This is a genomic window from Robertmurraya sp. (assembly GCF_036676585.1).
Lineage (GTDB): Bacteria > Bacillota > Bacilli > Bacillales > Cytobacillaceae > Robertmurraya_A.
The window spans coordinates 172732-196103 of the sequence record NZ_JAKFCQ010000055.1; the positions used below are offsets into that span (position 1 = coordinate 172732).

At 37.2% G+C, this 23372-nt stretch carries 19 protein-coding genes; 18 read left to right on the forward strand and 1 reads right to left on the reverse strand.

The window, feature by feature from the left end; translation table 11 throughout:
* Nucleotides 1-31 precede the first annotated feature (31 nt).
* The 13 genes from ACGLXV_RS07435 to ACGLXV_RS07495 all read left to right on the forward strand — a co-directional run bounded on the left by ACGLXV_RS07435 (nucleotide 32) and on the right by ACGLXV_RS07495 (nucleotide 15400).
* Entirely contained in the window at nucleotides 32-1120 is a 1089-nt protein-coding gene (locus tag ACGLXV_RS07435) for a tartrate dehydrogenase (RefSeq protein ID WP_391558117.1), read from the forward strand.
* 175 nt (nucleotides 1121-1295) lie between these two features.
* On the forward strand, nucleotides 1296-2453 hold the full coding sequence (locus ACGLXV_RS07440) for a CdaR family transcriptional regulator (protein WP_391558118.1): 1158 nt from the start codon (nucleotides 1296-1298) through the stop codon (nucleotides 2451-2453).
* Between the two features lie 126 nt (nucleotides 2454-2579).
* Entirely contained in the window at nucleotides 2580-3737 is a 1158-nt protein-coding gene (locus ACGLXV_RS07445; protein WP_391558119.1) for a glycerate kinase, read from the forward strand.
* 64 nt (nucleotides 3738-3801) lie between these two features.
* Nucleotides 3802-4851 (forward strand): tripartite tricarboxylate transporter substrate-binding protein, encoded by a 1050-nt coding sequence (locus ACGLXV_RS07450; RefSeq protein ID WP_391558120.1) that lies wholly within the window; start codon nucleotides 3802-3804, stop codon nucleotides 4849-4851.
* Between the two features lie 85 nt (nucleotides 4852-4936).
* Nucleotides 4937-5341, forward strand: a complete 405-nt coding sequence (locus ACGLXV_RS07455; RefSeq protein WP_391558121.1) for a tripartite tricarboxylate transporter TctB family protein — start codon at nucleotides 4937-4939, stop codon at nucleotides 5339-5341.
* 14 nt (nucleotides 5342-5355) lie between these two features.
* On the forward strand, nucleotides 5356-6858 hold the full coding sequence (locus tag ACGLXV_RS07460) for a tripartite tricarboxylate transporter permease (protein WP_391558122.1): 1503 nt from the start codon (nucleotides 5356-5358) through the stop codon (nucleotides 6856-6858).
* A gap of 25 nt (nucleotides 6859-6883) precedes the next feature.
* Nucleotides 6884-7783 (forward strand): 4-hydroxy-tetrahydrodipicolinate synthase, encoded by a 900-nt coding sequence (gene dapA / locus ACGLXV_RS07465; RefSeq protein WP_391558123.1) that lies wholly within the window; start codon nucleotides 6884-6886, stop codon nucleotides 7781-7783.
* A 15-nt stretch (nucleotides 7784-7798) separates the two neighbouring features.
* On the forward strand, nucleotides 7799-8683 hold the full coding sequence (garR, locus tag ACGLXV_RS07470; RefSeq protein ID WP_391558124.1) for a 2-hydroxy-3-oxopropionate reductase: 885 nt from the start codon (nucleotides 7799-7801) through the stop codon (nucleotides 8681-8683).
* A 17-nt stretch (nucleotides 8684-8700) separates the two neighbouring features.
* A complete protein-coding gene (gudD, locus tag ACGLXV_RS07475; protein WP_391558125.1) occupies nucleotides 8701-10053 on the forward strand; it encodes a glucarate dehydratase in 1353 nt (450 codons plus the stop codon).
* 96 nt (nucleotides 10054-10149) lie between these two features.
* Nucleotides 10150-12354 carry an MBL fold metallo-hydrolase gene (locus ACGLXV_RS07480; RefSeq protein ID WP_391558126.1) on the forward strand — a complete coding sequence of 735 codons (2205 nt, stop codon included), beginning with the start codon at nucleotides 10150-10152 and terminating at the stop codon, nucleotides 12352-12354.
* A 218-nt stretch (nucleotides 12355-12572) separates the two neighbouring features.
* Nucleotides 12573-13982: a GH1 family beta-glucosidase gene (locus tag ACGLXV_RS07485; protein ID WP_391558139.1), complete on the forward strand. Its 1410-nt coding sequence runs from the start codon at nucleotides 12573-12575 to the stop codon at nucleotides 13980-13982.
* A gap of 81 nt (nucleotides 13983-14063) precedes the next feature.
* Nucleotides 14064-14771, forward strand: coding sequence for a GntR family transcriptional regulator (locus tag ACGLXV_RS07490; RefSeq protein WP_391558127.1), 708 nt, complete (start codon nucleotides 14064-14066; stop codon nucleotides 14769-14771).
* Nucleotides 14772-14953: 182 nt separating this feature from the next.
* Nucleotides 14954-15400: a YfmQ family protein gene (locus ACGLXV_RS07495; RefSeq protein ID WP_391558128.1), complete on the forward strand. Its 447-nt coding sequence runs from the start codon at nucleotides 14954-14956 to the stop codon at nucleotides 15398-15400.
* Nucleotides 15401-15458: 58 nt separating this feature from the next.
* Here ACGLXV_RS07495 and pdxR read toward each other — a convergent pair whose 3' ends face one another.
* Nucleotides 15459-16898: a MocR-like pyridoxine biosynthesis transcription factor PdxR gene (gene pdxR, locus ACGLXV_RS07500; RefSeq protein WP_391558129.1), complete on the reverse strand. Its 1440-nt coding sequence runs from the start codon at nucleotides 16896-16898 to the stop codon at nucleotides 15459-15461.
* Between the two features lie 519 nt (nucleotides 16899-17417).
* Here pdxR and ACGLXV_RS07505 point away from each other — a divergent pair.
* The 5 genes from ACGLXV_RS07505 to ACGLXV_RS07525 all read left to right on the forward strand — a co-directional run bounded on the left by ACGLXV_RS07505 (nucleotide 17418) and on the right by ACGLXV_RS07525 (nucleotide 23336).
* Nucleotides 17418-17843 carry a MarR family winged helix-turn-helix transcriptional regulator gene (locus ACGLXV_RS07505; RefSeq protein ID WP_391558130.1) on the forward strand — a complete coding sequence of 142 codons (426 nt, stop codon included), beginning with the start codon at nucleotides 17418-17420 and terminating at the stop codon, nucleotides 17841-17843.
* A 97-nt stretch (nucleotides 17844-17940) separates the two neighbouring features.
* Nucleotides 17941-19704, forward strand: coding sequence for an ABC transporter ATP-binding protein (locus ACGLXV_RS07510; protein ID WP_391558131.1), 1764 nt, complete (start codon nucleotides 17941-17943; stop codon nucleotides 19702-19704).
* A gap of 22 nt (nucleotides 19705-19726) precedes the next feature.
* Nucleotides 19727-21511: an ABC transporter ATP-binding protein gene (locus tag ACGLXV_RS07515; RefSeq protein WP_391558140.1), complete on the forward strand. Its 1785-nt coding sequence runs from the start codon at nucleotides 19727-19729 to the stop codon at nucleotides 21509-21511.
* A gap of 106 nt (nucleotides 21512-21617) precedes the next feature.
* On the forward strand, nucleotides 21618-22184 hold the full coding sequence (locus ACGLXV_RS07520; protein WP_391558132.1) for a GNAT family N-acetyltransferase: 567 nt from the start codon (nucleotides 21618-21620) through the stop codon (nucleotides 22182-22184).
* Nucleotides 22185-22379: 195 nt separating this feature from the next.
* The gene (locus ACGLXV_RS07525) at nucleotides 22380-23336 is read left to right on the forward strand and encodes a siderophore ABC transporter substrate-binding protein (RefSeq protein ID WP_391558133.1); all 957 of its coding nucleotides are present in this window, start codon (nucleotides 22380-22382) and stop codon (nucleotides 23334-23336) included.
* Nucleotides 23337-23372 lie beyond the last annotated feature (36 nt).

Below are 23372 nucleotides of genomic sequence, written 5' to 3' on the forward strand. Positions count from 1 at the left end.
AAAAGTTAATATTATAGGAAGGTTGGTTATCATGAAAACCTTTAAGATTGCCGTCATACCAGGTGATGGTATTGGTCCCGAAGTGATTAATGAAGGAATCAAGCTAATGAATAGAATAGCCGAATTGGATGGACGAATGAAATTTCAGTTTACGCATTTCTCATGGGGGTGTGAATATTATTTGAAGCATGGGAGGATGATGGATGAAGACGGTATCGAGCAGCTAAAAAGCTATGATGCCATCTATCTTGGGGCAGTTGGCTATCCAGGTGTTCCGGATCATATTTCCCTTTGGGATCTCCTTTTACGAATTCGAAAAGAATTTGATCAGTACGTAAATATTCGCCCTATTACCCTATTAAATGGTGCTCCTTGTCCCATAGTAGGAGGAAGTAAAGAAACGATTGATATGCTCTTCATCCGAGAGAATAGTGAGGGAGAGTATGCAGGAGCTGGTGACTGGCTTTTCAAAGGAAAACCTCAGGAAGTGGTTCTCCAGACAGGTGTCTTTTCAAGAGTAGGTACCGAGCGTATTATTCGTTACGCGTTTGAAACGGCATCTAGAGAAGGAAAGACCTTAACTAGTATTAGTAAAGGAAATGCTTTGAACTATTCAATGGTATTCTGGGATCAAGTGTTTGAGGAAGTAGGAAAGGAATATCCAAATGTTTCAACCTACTCCTATTTAGTGGATGCAGCAGCCATGTTTATGATTAAAGACCCAAAGAGATTTGAAGTGGTAGTAACTTCAAACTTATTTGGAGATATACTAACCGATTTGGGAGCTGCACTGGCAGGCGGATTAGGATTGGCCGCAGGAGCTAATATTAATCCAGAAAGAAAGTACCCTTCCATGTTTGAACCGATTCATGGATCAGCACCGGGCATTGCTGGAAAGGGAATTGCAAACCCTCTAGCCGCTATTTGGTCTGCCAGCCAAATGTTTGACTTCTTCGGTTTTGAGGATATTGGGAAGCAGATTCTCCATTCCATTGAGAAAACACTAGAAGAGGGTTCTATACTTACTCCAGATTTGGGTGGTTATGCTTCTACTTCAGAGGTTGGGGCACGTGTTGTAGAGCTGTACACTGAAGTGGCTCAAGCAAATGCAAAAGTGTAACAAATCATTTAGCAAGAGTAGAAGTTTATATAACAATTGACAAAGTAGCTACGGTTAGGTAGTTACTTTGTTTTTTTGAGCTAATCAAACTGATAAAAAATCTTGGGAATTTTCAGAAACTATGGTATTTTAATAAACATGAGTAAACGGTTACATTTATCTGGCAGGTGATAGAATGCGAATAACGTCTGAAGTAGCACATTCAATATTAGTTAAGCTAAAAAAACTCTTAAACTATAATATTAATATTATGAATAGTGATGGGGTGATTGTTGGTAGCACAGACTCTTCAAGATTAAATCAGATTCACCAAGGGGCATTGATGGTTTTTGATACAAAAAAAGCAATCTTTATTTATTCTGAAGATGAAGCCCATTTTCCTGGAGCAAAGCCAGGTGTTAATTTACCAATAGAAATACAGAAGGAAATTATTGGTTGTATAGGGGTTACGGGGGAACCGAATGATGTTATACAATTTGCTCAAATTTTAAAAGTAACTGTTGAAGTTATGCTTCAGGAAATGGAACTATTTAATCAACTACAATATGAGAATAAGCTAGCGGAAAAATGGGTGTTGGATTTTGTGCATCCAAGTCACTTTCATGCTTCAAAACTTGAAGCGGATGGATTGCATTATTTAAATCTTGATTTTCAAAAAAATATTAGTATTTTCCTTATTCGGTTTACTGATTTTTTACCAATTATGAAACATCAAGACATGGAGGAAGTGGTAAAGAACAGGAAGAAGAAAGACGAGCGTCTACATCAATTAAAAACACTTCTTCCTTCCATTGTTTTTTCTAGCTTTTTAGAGGACGATAACTGTATCATTGCCGTACCGCCCTCAAAAATTAACTACCAAACTGCTGCTGATTCTATTCATACCTATTTTTTAAACCAAGGAGTTAAGGTTAAAATTGGAATTGGTGGATCCTACAATGGAATAGAAGGATATCGAAAATCCTATTTAGAAGCTTGTGATAGTTTAAAATTGCTCGAGAAGTTTCCTAAACCTAACGAAGTTGCTCATATTTCGGATTGGGGGATAATTACTCTATTTCAACAAGTACCTGAAGAAACGTTAAAGAGTTTTTATGCACAATACTTACCAGAAGAAGTTACCTTAAATGAGGAGCAGATACATACATTGGAAGTCTTATATAATAACGCATTAAACATGAAAGTTACTGCAGAGGAGCTTCATATTCATCGAAATACGCTTTTATATCGGTTAGACAGTATTTCTAGAAAGACTGGTTTGGATCCAAAAAACTTTCATGATGCCTTACTATTACGAGTGTTATTAGTAATAGAAAAATTAGCCTTTAAATAATAGTTGTGCAGCTGCACAACTATTATTTTTATTTCTCAAGATATTTTGTGCGGGTACCCGATGATTTCACCTACGATTATATAGTTTAATTAAATTGTTCTAATATTCAGAGAAAAAGGTGGGACTATGAAAATTCTAGTAGCTCCAGATTCCTATAAAGGTAGCTTATCAGCCCTTCAAGTTGGGACGATTATCAAGGATGCCTTTAGTAGGGAACTACCAGATCTAGATGTAGAAATCATTCCAATGGCTGACGGAGGTGAAGGCACACTAGAAACACTTGTTTTTGCAACAAAAGGGAACCGAATTAAGGTCAAAGCAAGGGGGCCTTTGCAACAATCAATAGAAACAGAATTTGGTGTTTTAGGAGATGGAAAAACAGCTGTAATAGAAGTAGCGGCTATTTCGGGATTACCAATGGTTCCTTTACAGGAGCGTAACCCAAAGCATACAACTACATACGGAATTGGTGAAGTGATTTTACATGCCATGGAAGGTGGATATCGAGAATTCATTGTAGGACTTGGGGGAAGCTCGACCAATGATGGTGGCATGGGAATGCTTCAAGCCCTTGGTGCAACATTCTTTAATAATTTAGGGGAGACGCTGCCACCAGTTGGAGAATCAATTTTTCATGTAAAAAGGGTGGATTTATCAACATTACATCCCCTTTTAAAAGAATGCAAGTTTACAATTGCGAACGATGTTACTAACCCTCTTTGTGGAAAGAATGGTGCCTCCTATGTTTTTGGTCCTCAAAAGGGGATCGAACACGACAAACTGGAAGAGTTTGATTGTGCCATGAAACAATACGCTCTTCTTGTTGAAAATCAGTTAGGTACGGAATTAAAACACATAGATGGTGCTGGTGCTGCAGGTGGATTAGGTTTTGCCTTTCTTATGCTAAATGGAATAATGAAATCTGGTTCGAGAATTGTTGCCGAAGTTACGAAATTAAGTCATTCCATAAAGAATGCAGATTTTGTTATTACGGGAGAAGGACAAAGTGATTTTCAAACACTATTCGGTAAAGTACCTATCTATATAGCCAACCTTGCAAATGAAGAAGGTGTCAAAACCATCTTGCTTTCTGGAAGCTTGGGCGAAGGATATGAGAAACTCCGTGACTATTTTATGAGTTGCCATTCCATAACAGTGGGACCGATATCTCTCGAGGAATGCATGAACAATGCTGAGCAACTTTTGTATAACCAAGCGAGAAATATTGCTTTATTCATGAAGGGGATATTAAGTGATACTGACCTTTTAATAACTAATAATTAGAAAAGTAGATTTTTTTCTGATAAATAGTAAGCGTTTACGAAATTATAAAAAGGGGTGCTTGTTAATGAAAAAAGTATGGATAATGCTTTTTGTACTTGTACTAGGTGCTGTTTTAGCTGGTTGTGGCAAAGAAGAAGCTTCTAGCAATGAGGATTCTACGAAGGTTGATGTCTCTAGAGTACGCGTATTAATTGGTTCAAGTTCCACAGGTGGAGATACTTATCAAAACGCTGATGCAGTTACAAGATATTTAGAAAAAGAACTAGATACAAATGCAAAAGTGGATGCCGTTGGAGCCAATCGTGCCTTTGATGAGCTAGCAAAAGCAAAAACAGATGGAAGTTCAGTGATGTTTTTCCATGACATGGCTTATCTAGGAGTAGAATATGGTAGCTTTGATGAAAAGTACTCTTTAGAAAATTGGACAGTAGGACCAGTTGTTGCCTTAAATCCAGGAAATGCATTCCTAGCAAAGGCGGATGCTCCTTTTGATACAATGGCTGAATCCGCTGAATGGCTAAAAAGCAACCCGGATAAAACACTAAAGGTAGCAATTGAAGCTGGTGGTGTATCTCAAATTGGGTTTGACGCTTACTACTTATGGGTGAAAGAAGAGTACGGTACAGAAGTTTCTGATCGTATCAAGGTGTACGTAACTGGTTCCCAAAGTGATAAAGATCAAGCGTTATGGGATGGAAATGTTGATATTATTCATGGTTCTGTTTCATCCAATGCACAGTATACAGAAGAGGGAGTAGAAGACAAGATTAAGATGAAATTTGTTGGTATTACTTCTTCTAAGAGATTAGAAGGTTACGAAATTCCAACTTTCGCGGAGCAAGGTATTAAAGTGGATGGAAAGGAATTTACCTTTGACAAAGAATACTTCTTCCTTTTACCTAAAGAAATCGATCAGGCGTTTGTAGACAAATTAGATCAAGCAATCGCTGAGGTAGTAAAAAATCCGGATTATTCTAAGGATCTAGGTGTAAACGCTTTCGTTGTAAACCATATTCCAATGGAAGAAGCAGAAGCTCATCTTACTGAAAAGAGAGATATTCTAAGTAAAATCATTAAGAATGGTCCAGACCTAAATGAAATAACTGCTAACTAATAAAAAAGTAGGAAGTACCACTTTGTCTTGTGGTACTTCCTATAATAAAAATCACCAAAGGAATGTAAGGGCAGGTGAAATAAAAATGAAAGATTTGTTCACCATGGAAATTACGTATAGTGAGTACCATCTAATCTTTCCAAAAATTATACAGACCATTTTAATCATCTTGTTGCTAGCGATTCTTGTACAACAAGTGTTACAGAGAATGAAAAATAGAGGTAGCAAAAAATTATTTAATAGAATCATGGTAGAAAACTTTGATAAGTTGAAGTTTTTCGGGACCATTCTTTTATTACTTGGTTATGTGTTTTTCCTTGAAGTAATTGGTTTTATTGCTGCATCGATTATTTTCATGTTTGTTTTAACGATCCTGTTAAGAGGAGACGTGAAGCGTAATACTTTGATCATCTCACTGGTGAATTCAGTGACGACGTCGGTTCTTGTATGGTTTTTCTTTGGATACTTATTTGATATTACTCTACCGTAAAGGCGGTGATTACTGTGGAAGCGTTTGAGATTTTAACACCCTTGTCTATCACTCTATGTATAGTTGGGGTTTTTGTAGGAATTATATTTGGGGCTATACCAGGGATGACGGCAACGATGGCTATTGCTATCTTTCTACCCATCACATATGCACTTGATTTAATTGACTCTCTCGGTTTATTACTTGGTCTCTATGTGGGAGGGATTAGCGGGGGATTGGTACCGGCAATCTTAATGAATATTCCGGGAACTCCTTCCTCGATCTGTACCACTTTTGATGGTTATCCGATGACACAAAAAGGGCAAGGAGAAAGTGCGCTAAAGGTAGGGATTACAGCATCGTTAATTGGTGGAATCTTTAGTTTAGCAATACTATATTTTTTTGCACCAGTTCTCGCTTCAGTAGCGATAGACTTTTCATCCGTGGAAAAGTTTCTGATTATCCTCTTTGCCTTAACCGTTATTGCTTCATTATCTAGTGGTAGCTTATTAGGTGGTATATTTAGTGGTTTTCTTGGGGTGTACTTAAGCTTAATTGGTTTCTTTGCTGACAATAACCAACTGAGATTAGTCCCTTCGTTTATAGAGAATGAGTTATATTATGGCTTTGCCCTATTACCAGTACTTATCGGGCTTTTTGCGATAACTCAAATCTTGCAGGAAGCCGAAACAGGCATGAAGTCTTCTCCATATCAAAAGTTTGAGTTTAGTAAAAAGGATAAATTTTCGTTTAAGGTGTTTAATGGTCAATGGATAAATACCATTCGATCCTCTGCAATTGGTACCTTTGTTGGTATCCTCCCTGGAGTGGGGGGAAGTGCTGCTTCAATTCTAGCTTATTCCCAAGCGAAAAACTTCTCTAAGCATCCTGAAAAGTTAGGAAAAGGAGAGCCTGAAGGTGTCATTGCAAGTGAAGCATCGAATAATGGCTTAACGGGAGGGGCATTAATTCCTCTCTTATCATTAGGGATACCTGGAGACAGTACAACCGCTGTTTTAGTAGGTGCTTTCTTACTTCAAGGAATCCAAGTCGGACCACTATTTATTACTTCAAATCCTGATCTATGGGGTGGAATTGTCTACGCTCTGCTTATTGCAAATGTCATTATGTTCTTTATGATGTTCTTGGCAATCAAATACATGGCCAAATTAGTGTATGTTCCTAAACAAATTATTTATCCTATCATCATTGTGATGTGTGTAGTCGGTGCCTATGCCATTAACAACGGAGTGATTTTTGATGTTTGGACATTGGTCTTATTTGGATTAGCTGGCTTTGTATTTACAAAGATAGGCATTCAAGTAGCGCCATTCCTGATCGGATTCATCCTTGGGAAAGATTTAGAGAAGTATTTTATTGATTCTCTAAAAGGAAGTGGAGGAGATTTGACAATCTTTTTCACCAAAGGACCTATTGCTCTAGTTCTGTGGGGACTAATCCTTATTTCCATTGTGTATTCACTAGTACAAAGTAGAAAAACAAAGCATGCGGACAATGGAGTGAATACTCCGGTATAAAAAATGTTTAAAGGGAGGAATTTATATGTTTCAGCCTAAAGGGGTAATTCCAGCCCTTGTGACTCCATTGGATGAACAAGGGAATTTAATAGAGGATGGGCTTCGTCAAGTAATTGATTATACCATTCAAGGTGGGGTACATGGAGTCTTTGTGTTAGGTAGTACGGGAGAAATTTATGGCTTAAGTGATCAGCAAAAAAAACGAGTATTGGAAATTACAGTTGAACACACAGCAGGACGTGTCCCTATCTATGCAGGGGCAAGTGAGATTACAACAAGAGATTGTATCAAAACGGCGCGTTTAGCGGAGGAAGTTGGAGGGATTTCTGCGGTATCTGTTTTAACCCCATATTTTGTCACACCGAATCAAGAAGAACTGAAAGAGCATTATAAAGCAATCGCTAAATCTACTAGCCTACCTATCATTTTATATGGAAATGATGAAAAAACGAACGTTAGTATTTCACCGGACACATGTGTAGAGCTATCTGAAGTAGATAATATTATCGGAATTAAAGATAGCAGTGGAGATATGACAAAGATGGCAGAGTACATTAGACGCACCCAAGGTAAGGAGTTTCATGTTTTAGCTGGAAGAGATACATTAATTTTTGCAAATCTTTGTTATGGTGGCACGGGTGGAATTGCTAGTACTGGAAATGTAGCGCCAGCGATTGTAGCAGGGATTTACGATGCTTATGTAGCGGGTGAGTTTGAGAAAGCAAGGGAGCTTCAATTTAAGCTTGCTCCCTTACGATTAGCTTTTGGGTTGGGCAGCTTCCCTGTGGTCATGAAAGAAGCGTTAAACCTTGTAGGGGTTAATGCAGGGGTTACGTTAGGACCCGTTAAGGAACTATCACCTGAAAATAAGGTAAAACTAATTGAAGTGCTAAAACAGCTAGATGTGTATCAAAAAGTACAGTAAATAGGAGTGGAAAATATGAAAATAGGATTTGTCGGTCTTGGAATTATGGGGAAACCTATGTGCAAGAATTTGATAAAAGCGGGATATAGCCTAGTGATTATTGATAGAAAAAAGGAAGTAACAGAGGAATTTGTAGCGTTAGGAGTTGATACGGCCTCCACTCCTAAGGGAGTTGCAGAAAAAAGTGATATAGTTATCACGATTCTTCCAAACTCTCCTCAGGTCAAGGAGGTTGTGCTAGGAGAAAATGGACTTATTGAGGGTTTGGCAGAAGGAAAAGTATATATTGATATGAGCTCTATTGCCCCTCTCGCTTCAAAGGAGATTGCTTCTGCTCTACGTGAAAAAGGGGTCGAAATGTTAGATGCACCAGTGAGTGGCGGCGAGCCAAAAGCGATTGATGGTACGTTATCGGTCATGGTTGGTGGAAAAAAAGAAGTGTTTGATCAGAACTACGAAATAATGAAAGCGATGGCAGGATCTGTAGTCCATGTTGGTGAAATAGGGGCTGGAAATACTGCGAAATTAGCCAACCAAGTAATCGTTGCGATTAATATTGCAGCGATGTCAGAAGCGCTAGTGTTAGCTAGTAAAGCGGGGGTTAGTCCTGAACTCATATTTGAAGCCATACGTGGAGGATTAGCTGGTAGTACGGTGCTAGAAGCGAAGGCTCCTTTAGTCATGGATAGACAGTTCCAGCCAGGGTTCCGTATTGATTTACATATAAAGGACCTATTAAACGCCTTAGAAACAAGCCATGAAATAAGTGCACCATTGCCTTTGACAGCATCTGTTCTTGAAATGATGCATGCCCTAAAAGCAGATGGACATCACATTGAAGATCATTCAAGTCTAGTTAAATATTATGAAAAGCTTGCAAATATTGAAGTGACCCGATAGCGAAAGGGGAAATCAAGATGAATACAATGATTAAAAAGGTTAACACGACTCCTGTCATTACAGATATGACGGTTATCCCTGTTGCAGGACATGATAGCATGCTTCTGAATCTCAGCGGAGCACATGGCCCATATTTTACTAGAAACATAGTCATTCTCAAGGACAGCAGTGGGAATACAGGTGTGGGCGAGGTACCTGGTGGAGAGGGAATTCGGCAAACATTAGAGGATGCTAAATCTCTTATTGTTGGCTCTTCCATCGGAAACTATAACAATACCTTAAATACGATTCGAAGAAATTTTGCTGACCGTGATGCAAATGGAAGAGGTCTCCAAACATTTGATTTACGAATAACCATTCATGCAGTCACAGCGGTCGAAGCTGCTTTATTAGATTTACTTGGGAAGTTTTTGAATGTTCCAGTGGCAGCGTTACTCGGTGAAGGCAAACAACGAGAAAAAGTAAAAACACTGGGGTATTTATTTTACATTGGCGATCGTAAACTGACAGATTTACCTTATTATAGTAATGAATTTGCGACAAACGATTGGTACCGTTTACGCCACGAGAAGGCGTTAACAGCTGAGGCTGTAGTTCGATTAGCAGAAGCTGCACAAGAACAATATGGATTCAAAGACTTCAAGCTAAAAGGTGGAGTTCTTGAAGGAAAAGAGGAAATTAAGGCGATTCGAGCATTAGCAGAAAGATTTCCTGATTCTAGAATCACCTTAGATCCTAATGGAGCCTGGTCGCTAGAAGAGGCAGTGAATTTATGTAAGGAAATGAAAGGTATTCTTGCTTATGCAGAAGACCCATGTGGAGCGGAAAATGGATACTCGGGCCGGGAAGTGATGGCTGAATTTAGAAGGCAAACAGGGCTCCCAACAGCAACCAATATGATTGCAACGGATTGGCGCCAGATGGGCCACACCATTTCCTTGCAGTCGGTTGATATTCCTTTGGCCGACCCTCACTTTTGGACGATGCAGGGGTCAGTTCGGGTCGCTCAAATGTGCAATGACTGGGGATTAACCTGGGGCTCACACTCTAATAATCACTTTGATATCTCATTGGCGATGTTTACCCATGTTGCAGCCGCTGCACCTGGTGATATCACAGCAATTGATACACACTGGATTTGGCAAGAGGGAATAGAGCGTCTAACGAAAGAGCCGTTAACTATTGTTGATGGACATATCTCCATTCCAGATAAGCCAGGTTTAGGAATTGAAATTGATATGGATCAAGTTTCTAGAGCTAACGAAGTATACAATAATATGGGCTTAGGCGCGCGAGATGATTCCGTTGCCATGCAGTACCTGATTCCAAATTGGACGTTTAATAATAAAAGACCTTGCCTTGTAAGATAATATCATTCTGAGAAAGTGACTCAAACGTAGTCGCTTTCTCAGATAAGTAAATCCTGTTTAGCTTTCTTCATTTTGAAACTTATGGGGGGATTGTACGTGAAAAAAATAAATATTGTTTTTTTTACACTATTAGTGTCATTTATATTAATAGGAAGTTCTAAGATTGAAGGTTTTGCTGCAGGTAAGGATAAGGTTCAAACTTTCGATGGGCTAGTAATTGGAGACCCAATAAAAATTAGTGTTCAAGGTAAAACAGCGATATCAGTTGAAATGGTAACTCAAGGAAAACGAAAAACTGTTTTAACTCAATCGGTTGACACTGAGCAGGTAGATTCTGTATTAACTAATCTTCAAAAAGGGAATCTTGTAGATTATAAGATGTCAGATAATCTAGTTGTGATCCCAAGTAATCCTTCTAACACTTTTAACAAGGTACTCGAAAAAGGAAATTCTTCGAATGCACAGTTTGATACAATGAAATATGGGGCAGAACTCTCACAAAATAATGGAACACCTGGAAATATGGTTGCAGCAGGTTGGGTTTACGATAAGACAAAAACTACAATTACAGTTGGTGACGGTAGAATAATTACAGAAGATATTAGTGGAAGAAAACTACCAGAGCCAGTAAAACGGTACGAAGAAACCTATAAGGTTGATAAAAATGTTGATGTATATAATGTCAATACTCTAGACTACAGCAAATCATCTGTTTCCACCTTTGAATCAATTCCTATAACTGAAGATTATAACTATACAACTAAAGAGAGACAAGCGGTATATATTGTATTTGATAGAAACTATAAACAAGCGAATGCTGCAAAAGTAACTGCTATATACTATTTTACACCTCAAACAACTACAGATGGGAAACCTGTATGGGATGTCCCAACAAGAAGTTACCTATTAAAAGACAAAGGTTTAGATCCTGTGTCTGGAATCTCCTACGATGCAATAAATGCTACCTCTCCTACTACTGCTCCATATACTCGAAGCACTGAACCTTTTGAAATTGTCAAAGACACCTTCTACTATGTGGGTGATAATGAAGTATCTGTTTATTTATTTAATTCAGATATGGGAACAAAAATTAAATCCGATGATAGACTTATTTTATTTGATGGTGGTTGGCCGAATAGCGGTTATCAATATTGGAAAAACATTGAAGCCGTTGGCTTTGACCCCCGTAGCATTACAGACATAATGTTAACACATGGGCATTTAGACCATTATGGTACAACAATTGAATTAATAAAAATGATTGAAAATGCAGGCGGTTCTGTAAACTTATACGGAGCTAAGGAAGAACTGATTGGTATTGAAACAGATGCGATGGGTAATGTGTGGAATATAAAAGGGGCTCTTCCAGATTCTGAAACAGAGATAAGAAATAGAGCAATCAATTACGTATACGACCAATATATGGATTTTGGGAATGTTCAGATCCTTGTCGCACTTACACCAGGACATACTCCTGGAACAACTTCATCCATATTTAAGATAAAAAATCCTGATAATAACGAATGGGTTAGTTTTGGATACATGGGTGGATATGGCTTCAATGGACTTTACACCCCTAATGAAACAAATGGATATTTAAGACTTGGTTTTCAATACGGACTGGCATGGCTACAGCAAATGTTTGATGTTGATTATGTAGCCCCACAGCATACAAACCAATATCCAATCGTAGAGATTTATCAAGCACTAAAAGCGTATAATAACGACCCAGCTAATTCAGAAAAACAGTTAACCATGCTTGATGCCTTAAGTAAAAATGAGTTTGTTAACTTCCTTGAAAAAAGATACTCAGTGGCCACTAATGCAAAGAGCGATGTTGCGGACCCGAGGTATAAAAGTATCGAAACCTCTGGACCATATAAAACAGGCAGAGAAATTGGACTTTCAAATGTAAAGGCCACGATAGTAGATAGCGGAAAAATCATCAGAGGATTTGACAGCATGCAGAATGTTAATCCTCAAATCCCATTATTAAAGGATGGGATTAAGATAAATATTGACTCTTATACTCACGATCCAGAAGGTTGGTATGTTCAATTCAATATTGATGTTCACGATAGCTATCAAGGATATCTTCCTGATAATGGACCTGTTGAATCAATTCGTCCAATCCCTGGCACTCCAGAAATTTTAAGAACACAAAGAGTAAACTCAGAATCAGAAGCTCGAGAAATACTAGATTCTATTAGTAAAGGTGAAACCTATTACATCGATTTAACCAAAGCAAGTGCGATTATTGTTCCTGAAAATATTTTAAACACGTTTAGAAAAGTTGATTAATTTTGCTAATCGTAGGGTACTTGTCAGCTTGAATAAGAAGTTTGATTTTAGAGAGGTCTAGTAAAAAGGCCTCTTTTTTAATTATTTAAACCGTACAATAACTTAACTGTAGTCATGTGATGAAAATAGAGGTATAATCACATTATTAAATTTGTACCCATAAATTTAATATATGTATATAAATTTTATAAATAGGTATAAATACGGAGGGTGTTATGATGAAGTTTCCACATGACTTTTTATTCGGTGCAGCTTCTGCTTCTTATCAAGTAGAAGGTGCTTGGAATGAGGATGGAAAAGGACTTACGAATTGGGATGTGTTCTCTAAGATCCCTGGAAAAACATTTGAAGGTACAAATGGAGATGTGGCAATCGATCATTATCATCGTTACAAAGAAGATATTAAATTAATGGCTGAAATGGGTCTCGAATCTTACAGATTTTCAGTCTCGTGGGCACGTATTTTGCCAACCGGTGACGGTGAGGTAAATCAAAAAGGTTTGGAGTTTTACAACAATCTCATTAATGAATGCTTAAAATATGGAATCGTACCATTTGTCACTCTGTATCACTGGGATCTACCACAGACATTAGAAGAAGACGGAGGCTGGACAAATAAGAGAACAGCTGATGCGTTTGTTAAGTATGCAGAAATCTGCTTCCGTGCGTTTGGTGATCGTGTTAAGCATTGGATTACGTTCAATGAAACCGTGATGTTTTGTGGATTAGGTTATTTAAAAGGAGCACATCCACCTGGGATTCAAAATGATGAGAAAAAATATTTCCAAGCAACACATTATGTTTTTTATGCGCATGCGAAAGCAGTAGAAATCTATAAACAACTGAATCATTACGGTGAGATTGGGATTACTCATGTATTCCTACCAGCATACAGTGTTGATGATCAAAAAGAGAATTTGCTAGCGGCTCAACATGCCAATGAATATGAAACTTTTTGGTATTATGATCCGATTTTAAAAGGGGAATATCCTTCTTATGTGGTTAAGCAATTAGAAGAAAAAGGCTGGACTCCGAATTGGACAGAAGAAGAACTTGATACATTAAAGAGAAATAGTTCCAAAAACGACTTTATCGGTCTGAATTACTATCAACCGATTCGTGTTGAAAAAATAAATGAAGCTGTTTCTACTTTAGAACACTCAAGGGAAACATCTACTCTAGCACCTGGTAACCCATCGTTTGATGCATTTTATCGTACGGTAAAAATGGAAGATAAAACCTATACGAAATGGGGATGGGAAATTTCTCCCCAGGGATTTTTGGATGGGCTTCATATGTTAAAAGCCCGTTATGGAGATATTAAAATGTACGTAACAGAAAACGGTCTTGGAGATGAGGATCCGATTATTGATGGTGAAATTGTTGATGTTCCTCGTATTAAATATATTGAAGAACATTTAAAAGTGGTTAAACAAGCGATTCAAGAAGGCATTCATTTAAAAGGATATTATGCCTGGTCTGTTATCGATTTATTAAGCTGGTTAAATGGATATAAAAAACAATATGGGTTTATTTATGTAGATCACAAAGATAATTTGAACCGAAAGAAAAAACTGTCGTTTCACTGGTACAAGCATATCATTGAAACGAGAGGAGAAGAGTTATAAGAAAAACAACCTCTTGATTTTCATCAAGAGGTTTTGTGTATAATAGAGGGAATAAGAATGAACGACAAATAGGGAGATACTATGGCTGTAAAATATAAAGAAATAGCTGACCAGCTCGAATCGGATATCCGTGATGGAAAATTTGATGTAACAAAGAAATTGCCAACAGAAGAAGAACTAATGAAATCGTTCGAAGTGAGCCGCAATACGATACGAAAAGCCATTACTCAGCTTGTGAATCGAGGATATATTTATCAGGTACAGGGCAGTGGAATGTTTTTAAGGGATAAATCAGTAACAGATTATATTAATTTAGGAAGTCTAAGAGGGTTAACGAAAGATTTGACTTCAAAAACAATCGATACCCAAATCTTGGACTTACGCGTAATAGAGGCAGATGAAGATACAGCCCAGAAAATAAGATGTGAAAAGGGGGCAAAGCTTTATTTTTGTAAAAGGCTTCGAGTAGTGGACGGTGAACCTTTTTCCATTGAGATAAGTTATTTTAAAAAAGATATTGTTCCTTATTTAAATGAAGACATTGCGAAGACTTCTATTTACAGTTATCTAATAGAGGACTTAAAATTACAAATTAGCTTTGCTGATAAAGTAGTCAACTGTGAAAAGATTGATGAAGAGAAGGCAAAATTGTTGAATGTAAAACCTGAAGATCCTGCACTGATTATTGAAAATACGGTATGCTTAGCAAACGGAACCATTTTTGAATTATCAAAATCCATTTTTCATTATCAAAAAGCCAAGATATTAAATCGGATTAATTTTAAATAAATAATAATTTAATTGGTTAGACTTTTTCTAACCGATTTTTTTACATTCCAACGATCCATTTAAGGAAAGTGGATGGTGAGTTTTTATCAAAATAGGATGGTTTAGAATTATGCATATTATGCTATTATTCAAATTACCAATGAAAAAATTGTGGTTTTAAACACCTATGGAGATGATAAAGCATGGTTTGGACTATTTTGTTTTTAATTCTAATCAGTCTAGTAAAAGTATTACCAACGGTGCTTCCTCTTGGAGCAGTTGAATGGATTATGAGCAAGTTTGCAACTCATGCAAAGCTTGATGATCAAGTGGTTTCAGTAACTATAGATGGGCATCCAATGGATCATGAAGAAAAAGTGACATTTATTAAGTACTTTAATGAAGCGATCTTTATGGAAAAATATTATATTTATCCAGGAACAGAACAGTCATTTTTACCACCAGAAAAGAATGGAAAACACATCATTATTGACACGAAATTGGGGAACATCGATGTAAGACTATATCTATATAATGAAAGAAATTCAATCGATGTAGTCAAACAGTTCAAGAAAAAGGTAATAGCGTATAATATCCATTCAGAAAGTTTACAAGAATACTTTATTTCAAAAGGTGAGAAAGTAATTTAATCGGAAACAAAAACAAAAACGAAAGGAAATCACCATTGTAGGTGCCTTTCGTTTTTTCTTATATTTTTAGTTTTACAAACGATCGTTTGAGTCTTTGTATCCCTTCAGAAATGAGATGTGAGTCCACACGACCAAAGGTAAGTCGAATATAGCCTCTTTTAGATCCAAAAAGAGAACCAGGAACAAAAGCCACCCCATTACGTAACGATTCCTCAAGCAGATGATACTCATTTATATCTCCATGCAATCTACACCAAATATGGATTCCACCTTCAGGAACATGGAAAGATAATTCGTTGGAAAGTTCTTCTTTTAAGCAAGAGATAAGAATATTTCTTTTCTCTGTTAGTAGTTCTTTTAAGGATTGTAGGTTTTGATCAAAGTAATGTGACTGTATATATTCACTTGCCAACCATTGTGGGAAAATACTATGTCCAAAATCTATCTGTTGTTTGGCATCTGCCAGACGGTGAATAATTTTATCCGGTCCAATAATCCAACCAATTCTTAATCCAGAAGCTGCAATCTTAGAAAAAGAACTGATATATAAAACACTTCCTGCATCGTCAATAGACTTTAAGGTAGAGGTATCGATTTCTTCTGAAAAGGATACTAGACTATAAGGATCGTCTTCCACCACAGGAATACCTAGTTCAGTTGTAATTTCTAGTACCCGTTTTCTTTTTTCAAGAGGCAGAATGGTACCAGTTGGATTCTGAAAAATGGGATTTAAAAATAGCATCTTAATATTATGTTTTTGATATAATTTTAAAATATCATCTGGATTAATCCCATCTTCATTTACAGGTAGTTTAAAGGTTTTTAACCCCATTGTTCGAAAAATTGGGAGGGAGTGGGCGTAAGAAGGGTCCTCATAGGCGACAGCATCTCCCTTTTCCAGCAAGCATTGAGCCACTAAATACAATGCCTGTTGTGCTCCTGACGTAATAAGAATAGATTGGCTAGAGCAATCGATATTTTTATGTGTCTTAAGATGAGCAACCAAGCTATTGCGAAGCTCAAGGTTTCCTTGTGGATGGTCATATCCAAGTGGTTGTTGGAAGTCATTCTTTGATAAGATTTCTTTGAAAATCGTATTTGGCATTAAATCACTTGCCAATTCTCCACTAGCAAAGTTGATTAAATCCTTTTCTAACACTTCATCCCTGATCTGTTGAAATAGAGGAAGATTAGGTAAAAAAGACCCGCGCTCGACATAGAGATCCCAATTAGGGACCCGAGATCGAGTTAAGCCCCAAACATCTGAGTGGACCCTTGTTCCACTACCTTTGATCCGTTCAATCATGCCATTCGAATATAATACATCATAGGCTGTTACAATGGTCGCTCTATTCACTTCTAGGTCTTTTGCTAACTTTCGTTCAGACGGAAGAAGGGTTCCAGGGGGATACTCTCCATAGGCAATTCTCTTTTGAATATAATTAGCTATTTGTTGATAAATAGGGATATCTAATTGTTTGTCTGGTTTCCATTCCATTGTCTTCACCATCATTGAATATAAGATACTTAATTATATCGAAGAAAGCATCAATCAGAAAATAAATAGCATTTGTTACAATGTTGTTGGCTGATTGGATGGTCGGTATTTTGGAAAATTGGATGGGTTAAATGAGTGGGGTACACTGTATAATGGAAATAAGAGAAATTTTCATTAATTTGTCAACAAGAGGTGTAAGATGGTATTTCTTATTATTTTAGTATTTATAGTACTGATTATTTCGGTCATACTTACCTTAGTAATAACAGGGAAGAGCGACGAAAACTATAGGAGTTCTGTCAAGAGGAATACGATAAACCTCTCCCTTATCTATATAGTTATTATTGTCCTGTCATTAATTGCCCTTGGGGGATATATATGGTGGCAAACGTAAATTTTATAACAACCAATCCTGAACTACCAATGATTGTTTGGTAGTTTTTCTATTTTACTTGACAACAGAGGTTGAACAGGAGTAATTTATCTAATAGGGTTAGATAAATTGGAAGGGAGCTTAAGATGGATTATAAAGAGTTGGCGGAAGAACTGTTACGTAATATGACGAGAACAGCTAAGATGCCATTTCAGAAAAAAGTGGAAGACATTTCACATGGAGAGAAGAAAATTTTAGGATTCCTCACGTTTGCAAAGAGCAGTGCTACTTCCGGTGAACTTAGTGAGGCACTATTTCTTACAACTCCTCGTGTGGCATCGGCACTCAATAGTTTATCCAAAAAAGGATTTATTGAACGAAGCAGAGATGCTAATGATAAACGAATTGTCAATGTCACGATTACTGAAGAGGGAATTCATTTTATGGAAGAGGAACGCAAAGAGGCGTTATCGATGATTGAGCAAACACTTGAAAAGCTTGGGGAACATGATGCGAAAGAATTTGTTCGTATCTTGAAAAGAATAACCGACATTACCATTGAAAGTGAGTAATCAATGATGCAGGCACATAATATACGTCTGCTTTTAATTAGTGAAGTATCTAACACTATTAGATTTATAGAGAAATGTATGGTTAGGGGGTAAATGAATGATAAAAATATTTAAGCATCTTCAGGGAAAAGACTGGTTATTAATTATGTGCAGCTTGGTGTTTATTGTCGCACAGGTTTGGCTTGATTTAAAACTCCCTGACTATATGTATGAAATTACCATGCTCGTGCAAACAGAAGGAAGTAAGATGAGTGAGGTTCTCGTTCAGGGAGGATACATGATTCTATGTGCGGTAGGCAGTATGATAGCTGCTATGATTACTGGCTTTTTTGCCGCAAAAGTTGCAGCGGGATTTTCTGTTCGTCTCCGTGGAATGGTATTTGAAAAGACGATGTCTTTCTCGATGGAAGAAATCAATGGTTTTTCCACCTCGAGTTTGATTACACGCTCAACCAATGATATTACCCAAATTCAGCTACTAATTGCAACTGGACTTCAAGTTTTAGTCAAAGCACCCATTTTAGCAGTTTGGGCAGTTCTTAAAATCATGGGGAAAAGCTGGCAATGGACGGCTGCTACTGGTTTTGCCGTATTGTTTCTCATTGTCATGCTATCAGTCATTATTATTGTCGCTTTGCCAAAGTTTAAAGTGATTCAGACGTTAACGGACAATTTAAATCGAGTAACAAGAGAACATTTGTCCGGGATTCGTGTCGTTCATGCCTACAACGCTGGAGGCTATCAGGAAGAGAAATTTGACAAAGCAAACAATGATCTTACGAATACGAATTTATTTACAAGCCGAGTCATGGCGATATTGATGCCAACGATGGGACTTATCATGTCTGGTCTCGGCCTAGTCATTTATTGGATTGGAGCATTTTTAATCAACCAGGCTGCCATACCTGAGCGATTATCCTTGTTCTCAGATATGGTTGTATTCTCGTCATATGCAGTGCAGGTAATCATGGCCTTTATGATGCTTTCGTTTGTGTTTATCATGCTTCCTCGTGCATCTGTCTCTGCCAAACGTATTAACGAAGTACTAAATACAAAGGCAAAAATTATAGATGGAAACTTGACGGATGGAAAGGAAGGTCTTTCTGGAGAAATTGAATTCCGTAATGTTAGTTTTAAATATCCAGACGCAAAAGACTATATCCTTCGTAATATCACCTTCTCAGCACATAAAGGAGAAACAGTGGCAATTATTGGGTCAACCGGTAGTGGGAAAACTTCTTTAGTTAATTTGATCCCTCGATTTTATGATGCTACAAAGGGAGAAATATTCATTAATGGAATGAACGTGAAGAATTATTCACAAGAAGCATTACACGATAAGCTAGGGTATGTATCTCAAAAAGCTGTTTTATTTAGGGGTACCGTATCTTCCAATGTAGCTTACGGTCACAACGTAAACATCGTATCAGAAGAAACAGGTATTAAAAAAGCGATAGAAATTGCACAGGCAACAGAATTTGTTGAAAAAATGGAGAATCAGTACGAAGGTGAAATTGCTCAGGGCGGTACAAATATTTCTGGGGGACAGAAACAAAGATTGTCTATCGCACGTGCGATTTTCAAACAACCCGAAATTTATCTGTTCGACGATTCATTTTCTGCATTAGATTATAAGACAGATAGAACATTGCGTTCGTTACTCAAAAAAGAAATCAAGGATGCCACAACGATCATTGTTGCACAACGAATAGGTACCATTAAGGATGCAGACCGAATTGTTGTTTTAGATGATGGGGAAGTCGTCGGCATGGGAACGCATCAAGAGCTTATGATCAATTGCGAGGTATATCAAGAAATTGCTTATTCTCAGTTGTCAAAGGAGGAGCTTGAAATTGGATAAGAAAAAACATAAACCTAATGCCATGAAGGATCCTCAACACGAGGGACCGTCCCCTTCAAAAGGGATCAATAAAACCTCCTTAAAACAGCTCATATCCTATTGTAGAGCATATATACCAATTATTTCTGTTGCCTTAGTCCTTGCTATGCTAGGTTCGGTTTTCAATATCGTTGGACCAGAACTACTTAGTCAAATAACAGATTTCATTACAGAGGGCTTGATGACAAGCATTGATCTTGATGCTGTGGTAAATATTGCAACGATTCTTGCTTTTCTATATGGGTTAGGGTTTATTTTCAACTACATCCAAGGATATATTATGGCGACTGTCACTCAGAGAGTTTCAAAAAAGTTACGATCAGAGATTTCAACGAAAATCAATCGATTGCCTCTAAAATATTTTGACTCAACAAGTACTGGTGACGTCCTTAGCCGTGTAACAAATGATGTTGACATGATTGGACAGACGATGAATCAGAGTTTAAGTACATTGGTATCAGCTATTACCATGTTTGTTGGCTCACTGATCATGATGTTTTACACGAACTGGATTATGGCTCTTTCAGCTGTTCTTTCTACCATTTTAGGGTTTGCGCTCATGACGTTTATCATTTCAAAATCTCAAAAATATTTTGCTCAGCAGCAAAAAGAGCTAGGGAAATTGAATGGTCATATTGAAGAAATTTATACAGGGCATAATGTAGTGAAAGTATATAACGGGGAGAAAGAAGCAAAGGAAACGTTCCACGAAATTAACACACGCCTATACAACAGCGCATGGAAATCTCAATTCATGTCTGGCCTAATGATGCCACTAATGATGTTTGTCGGTAACTTTGGATATGTGGTGGTTTGTTTAGTCGGAGCTGTGCTTGCGGTTAATGGTAGTATTTCATTTGGTGTGATTGTTGCCTTTATGATTTACATTCGTCTTTTCACTCAACCACTTTCACAGCTTGCACAAGCAGCTACAAATCTTCAGTCCACAACCGCAGCGAGTGAACGTGTATTTGAATTTCTTGGAGAAGAAGAATTGGCAAATGAAAGCGGCAAGACACTAAGACTGGAAAGTGCAAAAGGTGATGTGGAGTTTAAGCATGTTAACTTTGGATATAATCAAGACAAAATGGTTATTAAGGACTTTTCCGCAAAGGCAAATGCAGGGCAAAAAGTGGCGATTGTCGGCCCTACAGGTGCAGGGAAGACCACTTTGATTAATCTATTGATGCGTTTTTATGAAGTGAACGGTGGGGAAATCTTAATCGACGGTGTTCCAACAAGTACCCTCACACGTCAAAATATCCACGAACTATTCTGTATGGTACTTCAAGATACATGGTTGTTTGAAGGGACGATTCGAGAAAATATTGTATACTCTCGAAAAGGAGTATCAAATGAACAGGTAGAGGAAGCCTGCAAAGCAGTGGGTTTACATCACTTTATTACAACCCTTCCTAATGGGTATGACACAGTACTAGATGATAAAGCCAATCTTTCTGCGGGACAAAAGCAGTTAATTACCATCGCGCGTGCCATGGTAGAGGATGCTCCGTTATTAATTCTTGATGAAGCAACAAGCTCTGTTGATACTCGTACAGAATTATTGATTCAAGAAGCAATGGATAAGCTTACTGTGGGCAAAACTTCATTTGTTATTGCACACAGACTATCAACTATTAAGAATGCGGACTTAATTCTTGTCATGAAGGATGGAGACATTATTGAAAGTGGGAAGCATCAAGAATTGCTTTTGAAAAATGGATTTTATGCAGATTTATATAATAGTCAGTTTGAGGATGCATCCTAAAAATAGAAACACCCTGAAGAACCATTCTCCAGGGTGTTTCTGTCAATTTTGAACCATGATTCTGGTACAATGATTGTAATGAAATAACTGATAAGGATGGGTGACTATGTCTATAGAAATTCATACATTTCCAAATCTTGAAACAGATAGATTGGTATTGAGAAAAATTACAAAAGACGATGCGAGCAATATATTTAGCTACCTTTCTGATAGCGAAGTAATGAAATATTATGGGTTGGAACCCTTTAAAACCATCAACGAGGCGTTGGACGAGATATCATGGTATCAATCCCTTGAAAAAAACCATACAGGATTAAGATGGGGAATTACGTTAAAAGAAAAAGGAATAATTATTGGTAGTTGTGGTTTTCATAACTTTGTTTCTCAACATTTCCGTACAGAGATTGGATTTGAATTGAGTAGAGATTACTGGGGAAAAGGAATAGCAGGTGAGGCATTAAAAGCGATAATTGCATATGGTTTTCAACACTTTGGGTTTCAAAGGATAGAAGCATTAATTGAACCTCCTAACCTATTATCCCAGAGGTTAGTGGAGAAACAGGGATTTATGAAAGAAGGTTTACTGAGAAAATATGAATATACTCGCGGAAAATTTGATGATTTATATATGTATTCATTATTAAAGGAGGATTTTTCTAAATCGGAATTATGACTTATCTATCCTATGTTGAATGGGGCTGCCATTAAGGTAGTCCTATTTTTATTTTTAAAAATAGGGAAGAAATGAAAATATATATCTAGTTGAAAAATATTCTCAATTACTGTTGACATTATTTGTGTATCAATATAAGATTGTAAATGTGAAAATGATAATCATTATCAATACATAAAAAGGAGACAAGGAATAATGAAAAAACTAGGTTTATTTTCTCTTATTTTCACTATGCTGTTTCTACTAGCTGCTTGTGGCAGTTCGGAGGAAGCGAGTACAAGTGGAAGTACGGAAGAGAAAACAGAAGAAGAATCTAAGGAAGTTACGTTCACTCATGAATACGGTGAAGTAACACTTGAGAAAAATCCTGAGAAAGTAGTTGTTTTTGACTTTGGAGTACTAGATGCATTAGATGCATTAGGTGTAAAAGTAGCAGGGCTTCCGCAAGCAATTGTCCCTGAAAGTCTAGAAAAATATAAAGGCTCCGAATATACAAATGTAGGTAGTTTAAAAGAACCTGACTTTGAAGCTATCCATGAATTACAGCCAGATGTAATTTTTATTTCAGGAAGACAAGCTGAGTTATATGATCAATTTGCTGAGATTGCCCCAACAATATTTGTTGATGTTGATTATGCAAATTACATTCCTTCTCTGGAAAAAAACTTCAACCTTGTTGCTGAACTGTTTGAAAAAGAGGATGTACTAGAAACTAAAATGGAAGAGCTACAAGCAAGTATAGATGAGGTAAATAAAGAAGCATCTGCTTCTGAAAGTAAAGCTCTGATTTTATTAGCTAACGAAGGAAAAGTAAGTGCGTATGGACCAGGTTCACGTTATGGATTCGTTCATGATGCGTTTGGTTTTAAGGCAGTAGATGAAAACCTTGAGGTTTCTCAGCACGGTCAGAGCATTACGTTTGAATACATTCTAGAGAAAAATCCAGATGTTATTTTTGTAATTGACCGCTCTGCTGCTATCGGTGGAGAAGTAGGAGCGAAAGAAACGATCGAAAACGAGCTAGTTAAGAAAACAAATGCTTATAAAAATGGCAAAATTATTTACCTAGATGCAGTTAACTGGTATATTGCTGGGAACGGTATTACATCTACACAAGCAATGACGGAAGAAGTAAAAGCAGCACTAGAATAGTGGGTAAAGCCGGGACAAATTGTTCCGGTTGTTTTA